This window comes from Pseudomonas jessenii (assembly GCF_002236115.1).
Lineage (GTDB): Bacteria > Pseudomonadota > Gammaproteobacteria > Pseudomonadales > Pseudomonadaceae > Aquipseudomonas > Aquipseudomonas jessenii.
The window spans coordinates 230,846-242,750 of sequence record NZ_NIWT01000002.1; the positions used below are offsets into that span (position 1 = coordinate 230,846).

At 59.5% G+C, this 11,905-nt stretch carries 10 protein-coding genes; 6 read left to right on the plus strand and 4 right to left on the minus strand.

The window, feature by feature from the left end; all coding sequences use genetic code 11:
* Positions 1–149 precede the first annotated feature (149 nt).
* From kynU to PSJE_RS05665, 3 genes are all read left to right on the plus strand, one after another.
* Entirely contained in the window at positions 150–1,400 is a 1,251-nt protein-coding gene (gene kynU, locus PSJE_RS05655) for a kynureninase (protein WP_090453881.1), read from the plus strand.
* Positions 1,401–1,505: 105 nt separating this feature from the next.
* Positions 1,506–2,819, plus strand: coding sequence for an OprD family porin (locus PSJE_RS05660; RefSeq protein WP_090453883.1), 1,314 nt, complete (start codon positions 1,506–1,508; stop codon positions 2,817–2,819).
* A 74-nt stretch (positions 2,820–2,893) separates the two neighbouring features.
* The gene (locus PSJE_RS05665; protein WP_090453885.1) at positions 2,894–4,303 is read left to right on the plus strand and encodes an amino acid permease; all 1,410 of its coding nucleotides are present in this window, start codon (positions 2,894–2,896) and stop codon (positions 4,301–4,303) included.
* A gap of 71 nt (positions 4,304–4,374) precedes the next feature.
* Here the strand turns inward: PSJE_RS05665 and PSJE_RS05670 are convergent, their stop codons facing one another.
* The gene (locus PSJE_RS05670; protein ID WP_057715839.1) at positions 4,375–4,980 is read right to left on the minus strand and encodes a TetR/AcrR family transcriptional regulator; all 606 of its coding nucleotides are present in this window, start codon (positions 4,978–4,980) and stop codon (positions 4,375–4,377) included.
* Positions 4,981–5,114: 134 nt separating this feature from the next.
* On the opposite strand from PSJE_RS05670, the gene PSJE_RS05675 reads away from it, so the two are divergent.
* Positions 5,115–6,029 carry a DUF808 domain-containing protein gene (locus tag PSJE_RS05675; RefSeq protein ID WP_057715838.1) on the plus strand — a complete coding sequence of 305 codons (915 nt, stop codon included), beginning with the start codon at positions 5,115–5,117 and terminating at the stop codon, positions 6,027–6,029.
* 147 nt (positions 6,030–6,176) lie between these two features.
* On the opposite strand, the gene PSJE_RS05680 is transcribed toward PSJE_RS05675, so the two are convergent.
* Complete coding sequence (locus PSJE_RS05680; protein ID WP_057715837.1) at positions 6,177–6,965, minus strand: MlaA family lipoprotein; 789 nt, start codon at positions 6,963–6,965, stop codon at positions 6,177–6,179.
* Complete coding sequence (locus PSJE_RS05685) at positions 6,958–8,256, minus strand: serine/threonine protein kinase (RefSeq protein WP_057715836.1); 1,299 nt, start codon at positions 8,254–8,256, stop codon at positions 6,958–6,960. The genes PSJE_RS05680 and PSJE_RS05685 overlap by 8 nt, the downstream gene beginning before the upstream one ends.
* A gap of 225 nt (positions 8,257–8,481) precedes the next feature.
* Here PSJE_RS05685 and PSJE_RS05690 point away from each other — a divergent pair, with 225 nt between their 5' ends.
* A complete protein-coding gene (locus PSJE_RS05690) occupies positions 8,482–8,850 on the plus strand; it encodes a hypothetical protein (RefSeq protein WP_057715835.1) in 369 nt (122 codons plus the stop codon).
* A gap of 126 nt (positions 8,851–8,976) precedes the next feature.
* Here PSJE_RS05690 and PSJE_RS05695 read toward each other — a convergent pair whose 3' ends face one another.
* Positions 8,977–10,572 carry a glycoside hydrolase family 17 protein gene (locus PSJE_RS05695; protein ID WP_090453887.1) on the minus strand — a complete coding sequence of 532 codons (1,596 nt, stop codon included), beginning with the start codon at positions 10,570–10,572 and terminating at the stop codon, positions 8,977–8,979.
* Between the two features lie 287 nt (positions 10,573–10,859).
* Here PSJE_RS05695 and PSJE_RS05705 point away from each other — a divergent pair, with 287 nt between their 5' ends.
* Positions 10,860–11,711, plus strand: coding sequence for a glycine betaine ABC transporter substrate-binding protein (locus PSJE_RS05705; protein ID WP_057715833.1), 852 nt, complete (start codon positions 10,860–10,862; stop codon positions 11,709–11,711).
* Positions 11,712–11,905 lie beyond the last annotated feature (194 nt).

Consider the following 11,905-nt stretch of genomic DNA (forward strand, 5'->3'; position numbering starts at 1 on the left):
GATGGCCGCTTACTTTGCACGAAAATTCTCTAATGCTTCGTTCATTATTTCCTCATCGTGAAGGCGCAAACAACGCCTGAAACACGACACTCACACCCGACTATCGCGATTTGCCCGGACGGCACTTCTTTCAAAAAGCAGGACACCCAATGACTACAAGAAACGATTGTCTGGCGCTCGATGCGCAGGACGCTCTGGCCCCTCTGCGTCAGCAGTTTGCGCTCCCTGAAGGGGTGATCTATCTCGACGGCAACTCCCTGGGCGCGCGCCCGGTCGCAGCGCTGGCGCGTGCTCAGGCAGTGATCGCCGATGAATGGGGCAATGGCCTGATCCGCAGTTGGAACAGCGCTGGCTGGCGCGACCTGCCTGAACGTCTGGGCAATCGACTGGGAGGGCTGATTGGCGCCGGTGACGGCGAAGTGGTGGTGACCGACACCACCTCGATCAACCTGTTCAAGGTGCTCAGCGCCGCCCTGCGCGTGCAGGCCACGCGGGCGCCGACGCGGCGGGTGATCGTCACCGAGACCGGCAACTTCCCGACTGACCTGTATATCGCCGAAGGTCTGGCGGACATGCTGCAGCAGGGCTACACCCTGCGTCTGGTCGACAGCCCGCAAGAGCTGCCGCAAGCGATTGACCAGGACACTGCGGTGGTCATGCTCACCCACGTCAACTACAAGACCGGCTACATGCACGACATGCAGGCCCTGACCACGCTGACCCATGAGTGTGGCGCGCTGGCCATCTGGGACCTGGCGCATTCCGCCGGGGCGGTGCCGGTCGATCTGCATCAGGCGCGCGCCGACTACGCCATCGGTTGCACCTACAAGTACCTCAATGGCGGTCCGGGCTCGCAAGCTTTCGTCTGGGTTTCCCCTGAGCTGTGCGATCTGGTGGCGCAACCGCTGTCCGGCTGGTTCGGTCATTCGCGGCAGTTCGCCATGGAGTCGCATTACCAGCCGAGCAGCGGAATCGCCCGCTATTTGTGCGGCACCCAGCCCATCACTTCATTGGCGATGGTCGAGTGTGGTCTGGATGTTTTCGCCCAGACCGACATGGCCAGCCTGCGCAGCAAGTCCTTGGCCCTGACGGACCTGTTCATCCAGTTGGTCGAGCAGCGCTGCGCCGCTCACGAACTGACCTTGGTCACTCCACGCGAACACGCCAAACGTGGCAGCCATGTCAGCTTCGAACATCCTCAAGGTTATGCGGTGATCCAGGCCTTGATCGCCCGTGGCGTGATCGGCGATTACCGCGAGCCGCGGATCATGCGGTTCGGCTTCACCCCGCTGTACACCAGCTTTACCGAGGTCTGGGATGCGGTGCAGATTCTCGGCGAAATACTCGATCAGAAAACCTGGTCGCAAGAGCAATTCCAGATCCGCCACAGCGTCACCTGATACCCCCGAAGCCTTTGTCTTGCTGCCGCGAATTTCCCGGCAGCAGGGCTTCGGTCGCCTCCGATAAGCAGTTCTGTGAAAACACAATAATAAGGAGCACGCAGAATGAAACCGTCCCTTTGGCCCGCCTTGCCGCTCGCCATTACCAGCTGTCTCGGCCAAGTGGCCTATGCCGCACCCGACAATGGATTCGTTGAAGACAGCAGCCTGACCCTGACCAATCGCAATTTCTATTTTTACCGAAACAACCTTAACAACCCCGGCGGTCAGAACTATCGGGAGGAGTGGGCCCACGGGCTCATGCTCGATTACCGTTCCGGCTATACCCAGGGCACTGTGGGCTTCGGAGTCGACGCCTACGCGCAGTTGGGACTCAAGCTCGACAGCGGCAGGGGCCGTACCGGCACCGGTTTATTGCCGGTCGATTCCGATGGACGCGCCGAGGATGAGTATTCCGAAGCGGGTGGTGCACTCAAGGCGCGGATCTCGAAGACCGAACTCAAATACGGCAACCTGACACCGCTCAACCCGGTGTTCGGCACCGGCTCGGCGCGCCTGTTCACCACCTACGCCAATGGTTTCCAGCTGACCAGCAGCGAGTTGAAAGGACTGCAACTCGATGCCGGGCACTTCACCTCGGGCAATGACAGTGCGTCGACCAACGACGATGGCGCCCTCAAGGCGCTGTATGCCGGGGTGGAAACCCGTAGTGTCGATTATCTGGGCGGCAGCTATGCCCTGAACGATCAGTTGAGCGTCAGCCTGTACGGTTCGCAGTTCGCTGATATCTGGCGGCAGTACTACGCCAATGCCAACTACAGCTATGCCCTGAGCGAAAACCAGTCGCTGAACCTGGATTTCAACCTCTATCGCACCAACGACTCTGGCCAGAGCCTGGCCGGCAAGATCGACAACACCACCTGGTCGCTGGCCGCCGCTTACAAGGTGGGTGCGCACCGCGTGACCCTGGCCTACCAACAGGTCGATGGCGATGAGCCGTTCGATTATCTCGGCTTCGATCAACAGCCGGGCACCTCGATATTCCTTGCCAACTCGGTACAGATCCTCGACTTCAACGCGCCCAATGAACGTTCCTGGCAGCTGCGTTATGACCTGGACATGGCGCCTTTCGGCGTGCCGGGCCTGAGTTTCGTGTCGCGCTATGTGAGCGGTGACCATATCGACGACAGCCACTATGACGGCGGCCCCAATGGTGCCTATGGACGTTACGGCAGCGATGGCAAGCGCTGGGAGCGCGACCTTGAAGCGCGCTACGTGGTGCAGGAGGGCAAGGCCAGGGACCTGTCGATACGTGTGCGTCAGGCCAGTGTGCGTTCCACCGGCCAGGTCGCCCGGGCGGACACCACCGACAACAATGAAGTCCGGGTGATCGTCGAGTATCCGCTGAATATCTTCTGATTCGTGGCTGATCCCCAACGGCAATCCCAACGACTTGCTCTCTTCAAGAAAGACAATATTCAGAGGACAGATAAATGACCGATAACACCGGTTTTGAAAACATCTCCAAGCGTGAGCAGGGCCTCAGGCGCCAGCTCACCTCGGGTCAGATGAGCATGATCGCCATTGGCGGCGCGATTGGCACCGGGCTGTTCATGGGCAGTGCCTACGCCATCGGTTATGCCGGGCCGAGCGTGCTGCTCAGCTACGCCATTGGCGCGATCATCACCCTGCTGTTGATGGGCTGTCTGGCGGAAATGACCGTGGCCCATTCGACCTCAGGCTCGTTCGGCGCCTATGCCGAATTCTATGTCAGCCCATTGGCCGGGTTCCTGGTGCGCTATGCCTATTGGGCGGCGATTGTGCTGGCAGTGGGCACGGAAGTGACGGCGGTGGCGATGTACATGAAGTACTGGTTCGCCAACGTGCCTGAATGGATCTGGATTGTTTCGTTCTCGAGCATGCTGATCGTGCTCAATGCCATCAGCGTGAAAACCTTCGGCACCTTCGAGTACTGGTTCTCGACCATCAAGATCGGTGCGATTGTCGGCTTCATCATCCTCGCGGTGTATGTGGTGTACGGTTCCGGCAACCCGGATTACGGCGTGCACAACTACACGGCCCACGGCGGCTTCTTTCCCAATGGTCTGCAAGGTATGTGGATTGCGGTGATCGTCTCGATCTTCAGCTATCTGAGCGTGGAAATGATCGCGGTGGCCGCCGGTGAGGCGCAGGACCCGGAGCGGGCGGTGAAGAAGGCCTTTCGCGCGACCATCGTGCGGCTGGTGGTGTTCTACCTGCTGACCCTGGCCCTGATGCTGGCGATTGTGCCGTGGGTCCAGGCCGGTCAAGCGCAGAGCCCGTTCGTCACCGTCATGCAGACCATTGGTATTCCCGGCGCAACCGGCGTGATGAACTTCGTGATCCTGATTGCGGCGTTGTCGGCGATGAACAGTCAGCTCTACATCACCACCCGCATGATGTTCAGCCTGTCCCGCGGCGGTTATGCACCCAAGTCCATGGGGGTGTTGAGCAAGACCGGAATCCCGCTGAATGCCTTGTTGCTGTCGAGCTCCGGCATTGCCCTGGCGACCTTGCTCAACGTGTTGTACCCGGAAAGCTCCTTCACCTTGATGATGGCGATCTCGATGTTCGGCGCGATCTTCACCTGGTTCATGATCTTCCTGACCCATTACTGCTTCCGTCGCTACCACGAGCGCAACGGCGAACGGAAACTGTCCTTCCGCATGCGCCTGTTCCCGTACACCACGCTGTTGGGGCTGCTGCTGATGGGCGCGGTGATGATCACCACCTACTTCACCGATGCATTCAAAATGACCTTGGTATTCGGTGTGCCTTTCCTGCTGATCCTCACGGTTGTCTACTGGATCTTCTTCAGAAAACCCAAGGCAGCCGTGGCGTTGAATCCGCTGCCGAAGGTTTAGAGGGCGCAAACATGCAATCCCGACCGGCAGTTTTCATGGACTGCCGAGTCGGCATTGATCCAGGGCCGCTATCAGTCCGGCTCACACCCTTTGAGCACCAACCGGATAATCGTCTGCGCCGCCGCTTCATAGTCCACGTCATCCAGCTTGGTCTTGCCGGTGATGGCGGTGATTTGCCAGTCGAAGTCGGCGTAGGTCTGGGTCGCGGCCCAGATGCTGAACATCAGGTGGTTGGGATCGATGGGGGCGATTTGCCCGCGGTCGATCCAGGTCTGGATGCACTCGATGTTGTGTTTGGCCTGGCCATTGAGCTGCTCGACCAGATCGCTGCTCAGGTGGGGGGCGCCGTGCATGATTTCGCTGGCGAACACTTTGGAGGCGAAAGGCAGGTCGCGGGAGATGCGGATTTTCGAGCGAATGTAGCCGCTGAGCACTTCACCGGGCTCGCCGTCCGGATTGAACGGTGTCGAGGCCTGCAGGATGGGCTCGATGATGCTTTCCAGAACCTCGCGGTAGAGGTTTTCCTTGGACTTGAAGTAGTAGTAGACGTTGGGCTTTGGCAATCCCGCCTTGGCTGCGATGTCGCTGGTTTTGGTCGCAGCGAAGCCTTTGTCGGCGAATTCCTCACTGGCGGCACGCAGGATCAGTTGTTTGTTGCGCTCGCGGATAGTGCTCATAAACCGGGTGATTCCTTGCCTGTTCTGGCGGTTGCGCATGGTATCACCGGCCTCGCGCGGCGCTCAAGAATGCACCGTAGGCTCTTATGTCGCGCTATGCTGCTGCGCATTCATTGCAGAAGGAAACCTGATTCATGGCAGGAAGCAGTTTGCTGGTGCTGATCGACGACATCGCGACCGTGCTGGATGACGTGTCCTTGATGACCCAAATGGCCGCCAAGAAAACGGCCGGCGTACTCGGTGACGACCTGGCGCTCAATGCTCAGCAAGTCAGTGGCGTGCGTGCCGAACGGGAAATCCCGGTGGTCTGGGCGGTCGCCAAGGGTTCGTTCATCAATAAACTGATCCTGGTGCCGTCGGCGCTGGCGATCAGTGCGTTCATTCCGTGGCTGGTCACACCGCTGTTGATGGTCGGCGGTGCCTATCTGTGCTTTGAAGGGTTTGAGAAGCTCGCCCACAAGTTCCTGCACAGCAAGGCTGAAGATCAGGCTGAACATGCCGAATTGGTCGAAGCTGTGGCAGACCCGGCGGTGGATCTGGTGGCGTTTGAAAAGGACAAGATCAAGGGCGCGATCCGTACCGACTTCATTCTCTCGGCCGAAATCATCGCCATCACCCTCGGCGTCGTCGCCGAGTCGGCGCTGACCCAGCAAGTCGTCGTGCTGTCGGGGATCGCCATCGTCATGACTGTCGGTGTCTACGGGTTGGTAGCGGGTATCGTCAAACTCGATGATCTGGGGCTCTGGCTGACCCAGAAGCCTGGTCAGATGGCCAAGAGCATCGGTGGCGGGATTTTGCGTGCGGCTCCGTACATGATGAAAAGCCTGTCGGTGATCGGCACCGCGGCGATGTTCCTGGTCGGCGGCGGCATCCTGACCCACGGCGTGCCGGTGGTGCATCACTGGATCGAAAGTGTCAGCGCGGGGGCGGGTGGTGCCGGGTTTATTGTACCGACGTTGCTCAATGGGGTAGCGGGGATTGTGGCGGGGGCGGTGGTGTTGGTTGGGGTGATGGCTGCCGGCAAGATCTGGAAAGTCCTGAAAGGCTGAAGCGCGAATAGAGGATTTATCTGCAGTACATAACAACTGTGGGAGCGAGCTTGCTCGCGATGGCGGTGTAACAGTCAACATCAATGTTGAATGTAACGGCCTCATCGCGAGCAAGCTCGCTCCCACAGTGTTTTTTGGGGGGCTTGTTTACTCGGCAACCTGCAACTTACGCGCTTCGGTGTACACGTAACGCACTTTTTCGTACTCGAATGGCGAGTTCATCTGACCATAGCGGAAGCCGGTCTGGTGGCGCTTGTCGATGCCGCGCAGGATCACGACTTCCGGATGGTTGGAGCTGACTTCGGCCACGTTGAGGAAGTTGATCGCATTCTCGGCCGAGTAATCCACCAGCAGGCCGCCGGTGTCACGCAGGTTCGACGGACCGAGGATCGGCAGGACGAAATAAGCGCCGCCCGGCACGCCGTAGAAGCCTAAAGTCTGGCCGAAGTCTTCGCTCTGACGCGGCAGGCCCATGGCGGTGGCCGGGTCCCACAGGCCGGCGATGCCGATGGTGGTGTTGAGCAGCAGTCGCCCGGTGGTTTCCAGTGAGCGCTGGCCCTTGAGTTGCAGCAGGCTGTTCATCAGGTTCGGCACGTCGCCGAGGTTGTTGAAGAAGTTGCTGACACCGGTGCGCAGGAAGCTCGGGGTAACGTAGCGGTAACCATTGACCACCGGCAGGAACACCCATTGGTCGAAGCGGTAGTTGAAGTGATAGACGCGCCGGTTCCACTCTTCCAGCGGATCGTAGACGGCCAGCGCGTTGAGCGTCGAACGCTCGAACTCGCGCTGATCCAGGCCCGGGTTGAATTTGAGTTTGCTCAGCGGCTCCTTGAAGCCATCGCTGTCGACGACCACGGGGGCATTGGCTTTGCTGTTGTCGGCATTGGCGACGCCTGCACAGAGTAACGCTGCGAAAAGCAGGAGATATTTAGCCACGGAAAAACTCCAGCATGGCGTCGCTGTTGACGCGGTAGTTAATGTTGCCGCAGTGGCCGCCATACGGGTAAACGGTCAGGCGATCACCGAAGGTCTTGCGCAGGAAGCCCAGGTCGCCAGGACCGAGGATTACGTCATCGGCGTTGTGCATGACCGCGATTTTCGGGCTTTCGTGCAGGTAGTCCTTCAGTGCATACAGGCTCACCTGGTCGATCAGTTGCAGCAGGCTGCCGCCGTCGGTGCGGGCGCGCCACATCGGGATCACTTGTTCGGTGATGTAGCAGTCGAAGTCGCATTGCAGCGCACGCTTGAGGAATGGCGTGAGGCTGGTGCCCTCGGTGATCGGGAACTTGGGTGGGGTGATCAGGCCACGACGGTTGACCAGGTCCGAAGTGAAGGCGATATCGGCCGCCGAAAAGCGGAACGAGGTGCCGATCAACATGGCCATCTGCTCGTTGGTCAGGTGCTGCTTGGACTGCTGGAAGTCGTAGAGCAGGGCGTCATTGAGGTCGATGTAGCCCTTTTGCTGGAAGTAGCGGGTCAGCTTGTCCAGTACCAGTTCATAGAATGTGGTGCTGGTGTTGATGCCCTTGACCTCGGTCTGGACCAGCTTGTCGAGGTTGGTGATCGAGGTGTAGAGGTTGACCGGCGGGTTGAGCAGCAGGACTTTCTTGAAGTTGAAGCTGCGGCGGGTTTCGTCCAGGTGAGAGACGAAAGCTGCATCCAGTGCACCCAGGCTATACCCGGTCAGGTAGTAATCGGTGACCGGCACTTTCGGATTCTGTGCCCGTACGGCCTGCATCACCCGGTACAGATCTTCGGCGTCTTCCTTGGAAACACCCGGCGTGGCGAAGCGTGAGGCGGCGCTCATGAAGTCATAGCTGGTGGGCGATGACAACTGCACCACGTGGTAGCCGGCTTTGTAATAGAGCTTCTTCAGGTATTCGTTCAGGGTGCTGTCATAGCGCGCGCCGGTGCCGGCGATCAGGAACATCAGCGGTGCGGCGTGATCCTGTGTGGCAATGCGGTAGTCGAGCGTCTTGACCGCCCAGAAGTTGTTCGGCAATTCGAACGCCCGTTCCGGACGCAAGGTGACACTGCGCACCGTCTGATCGATGTCTTCGTCCAGAGGTAACTCCGGACGCAGGTCCGGCGGTGTGGTCGCGATGGTCGCCTCGAACGGGTTGGTCAGGGGGTAGCCATAGCTGGCGGCGTCAATGTCGGCCGCCAGTGCGGACGCACTCAATATAAGGCCGCCAAACAGGGCAGCGAAGCGCAAGGAACGGAGCATGACTAAATCCCTTAGAGGAAGGTGCCGAATGAATTTCGCAGGCTATGACCACCAGATTTGCGCCAAAGTGCCAACCCTCGGCACCAAACAGGCTTAATTTCGAAGTAATAGTAGCTGGACGATACACTTTGCAGCGATTGAAAGACCAGTTAACAGTTGTTATCGCTTGCGAAACGCTTAAGGGCGATTAAGCTGGCCGCCGCTTTTCGCCAATTGGAGTGTTTCATGTCTCGCCGCTTGCCCGTGATTCTGCTGCTTGTTTTGCTGCCTTTATGGCTGGCCGCCAGTTATGGCGCGCGCTATGGCTTCATGGAGGATGCGCAGTGGGTTGGCATTTGCGTGGATGAAGCGAATCGTTGGGAATGCCTGGTACGTTCGAACCTGGGGCTGATGATCCATTTCGGGGTGTTGGGCTGGGCTGCGCTGGGTGCGGCGATCATCGGCTTTGTCGTGCCGGGGCGGGCAGGCTGGTGGCTGGCGGTGCTGGCGCTGGTGTTCGGTTTTCCGGCACTGGCGTTGTACAACACCACGCTGGCAGTGTTTGCGGTGGTGATTGCGGGGTTGCGGTTGGTCAGGGCTTCCCGTAGCGCTTAAAAGTCCGTCTTCGCGAGCAAGCCCGCTCCCACATTTGATCTTTATCGCACGCAAACATTGTGTGCACTGAGGATCTACTGTGGGAGCGAGCTTGCTCGCGATGAGGTCAGTCAGGTCGCTAAAGAGTTAAACCTTGCGAACCCGCAAGCAGCGCCACAACGCAGCCACCATCAACACACTCACCAGCGCCCAACCCCAGGCCTGCGGGTTCTGCAAACCTTCACGGTACAGCTGCGGCGCAATGCCGGCACCGATGATGAAGGTCAGCAACGCAATCTCGCGGCGCGGCACGTTCACCGGGCGGCACAGATAGACCAGTGCCGGCACGATGAACGCGACACTCGGGAAGCTGCGATAACGCGGATCGAGCACCAGTTCCAGCATCATCACGGCTGCCGCGAAACCTGTCGTTGCAACCAGCCAGCCAGCACGGCGCTCAAGCAGGTTGAAAGCCCGCCCGCGCCAACCGTTGCGAGGGCTCAATGTCAGCGCAGCATGAGCCAGCACCAGCAGATTCAGGGCGGTCAGCAATCCGACCCATAGCCATTCACTGGTAAAGCGCGTGGTCACCCGTGCCAGGTCGCCCCAGGCGCCAATCGAACACGCAGCCAAGGCACCGAGCAGGGGCAGCACCAGTGCCGACCGCGTCGTGCGGACCCGACCGCCGAGCAGCAAGGTGCCGATGAAGATCAAGCCGCCCACCGCCAGCCACTGCGACCAGTACGGTACGTTTGTCACGGGCCCCGCCAGCACGCCCTTGTCCTGGCGATCGGCGTCGAACAAGCCCCAATATCCACCGACCGCACCTTCACTGGCGCGTTTCCAGGGCTGGTCGAAGGCTTCGATCAGGTTGTAGTGCCAACCCTGTTGCTCGGCCATGGCGACAAAGCCGCGAATGAACTTGGCTTCGTTGACCCGACTCGGCAGGGCCGTTTCGCGCTGGCGACCTTCGCTTGGCCAGCCGGTTTCGCCGATCAGCACATCCTTGGGCGCGAATTTGTTGCCGAACACCTGGCGTACATCGGCCACATGCTGCAGGGCTGCGTCGATGTTCGACGGATCATCTTCCCAGTAGGGCAGCAAGTGAATGGTCAGGAAGTCCACGGCGGGGGCAATTTCCGGATGCTTGAGCCAGAACTCCCAGACGTCGGCGTAGGTGACAGGTTGTTTGACCTGGCTCTTGACCTTGTTGATCAGCTTCGCCAATTGCGCGCCAGTGATTTCCTTGCGCAGCAGGGTTTCGTTACCGACGATCACTGCGCTCACCACATCCGGGTTGGCATTGGCCGAGGCGATCAGCAGGTCGACTTCTTTCTCGGTGTCCACCGGGTTGCTGTTGACCCAGGCGCCGATCATCAGCTTCAAGCCATGCTTGCGCGCCAGATCCGGCAGGGCTTCGAGGCCGGTCATGGAATAGGTGCGGATGCATTCGAAGCTTTTGGACAGCAGCGCGAGGTCGGCATCCATGCGCTCGGGGCGCAAGTTGAATGGCACGTCAAACGGCGATTGATCCTTGTCGAACGGGGTGTAGGAGGCGCATTGCAGCTTGTGTGTCGCGCTGGCGACGTCCGGTAAAGCCACCGGTTTGCCGAGGCCGTACCAGAAGCCACCGAGGGCAAACAGCCCCAGCAGGCAAGCGAATAGATAAGCAGCAAAAGGAAAACGGGATGTCGCGGACATGGTCAGGCCGTGTGGGAGCAAAGCGGCGCATGTTACCTGCATTTACCGCGTGCTTGGTGGCCTGCATGATTTTGACATGCAAAGTTCGAGCGGATTGGCAGGGGGGGCTGTTGCGCTGAGGATTAATGGCTTTCTGATGTCGTTTCTCGATGCCTTGAGGTCGCTGGCAGAGCAGGTCGCCGTGAGCGTCAGGTTGATTATCGCAAGTGTCAGTACTCCGCTGATGTTCGAACGAGTTTGCGGTGGGCGTGATGGGGGCGCTGTGCACCATAACAATACGTTTAAGCGACTCGGCATCCGTCGAGCGCAGCACTTTCGGGGAAGTAACGATGAAGATGCGACGACTCTTGGGCGCAGGTGCGGCTTTGGTGCTGGCGATCAGTTCGGCCGTGGCGAGCGCCGCCGGCAAGGACGTGACGCTCGGTTATGTCGACGGTTGGTCGGACAGTGTCGCCACGACCAACGTGGCGGCTGAAGTGATCAGGCAGAAACTCGGTTATGACGTGAAGCTGCAAGCCGTCGCTACCGGGATCATGTGGCAGGGCGTGGCCACCGGCAAACTCGACGCCATGCTGTCGGCCTGGCTGCCGGTGACCCACGGTGAGTACTGGACGAAGAACAAGGATCAGGTCGTCGACTACGGCCCGAACTTCAAGGACGCGAAAATCGGCCTGATCGTGCCGGAGTACGTCAAGGCCAAGTCCATTGACGACCTCAAGACCGACGACACCTTCAAGAACCGCATCGTCGGCATCGACGCCGGTTCAGGCGTGATGCTCAAGACCGATCAGGCGATCAAGGACTACGACCTGACCGGTTATCAACTCAAGGCCAGTTCCGGCGCCGGCATGATCGCCGAGCTGACCCGTGCCGAGAAGAAGAACGAATCCATCGCGGTCACCGGCTGGGTACCGCACTGGATGTTCGCCAAGTGGAAACTGCGCTTCCTCGAAGACCCGAAAGGCGTGTACGGCGCGGCTGAAACCGTGAACAGCATCGGCAGCAAGGGCCTGGAAGCCAAGGCGCCGGAAGTGGCCAAGTTCCTGAAGAACTTCCAGTGGGAATCCAAGGATGAAATCGGCCAGGTGATGTTGGCGATTCAGGATGGTGCCAAACCTGAAGCCGCGGCGAAGGATTGGATCGCCAAACACCCTGAGCGTGTGGCTGACTGGACCAAGTAATTTGAGCTGACGCGTCTGGTCAGCATCTTCCAGGGTCGCTTGGCAAACTTATGCCAAGCGGCCCTTTGCTTTTCTGTAGGAGTGAGCTTGCTCACGATGGGCGTGAACGTTAACGCGTGCTGTCTGAAAAAGTGCGGCGCCTTCAAATTCATCGCGAGCAAGCTCGCTCCTGCAATTGGCGAATACGTCATGGG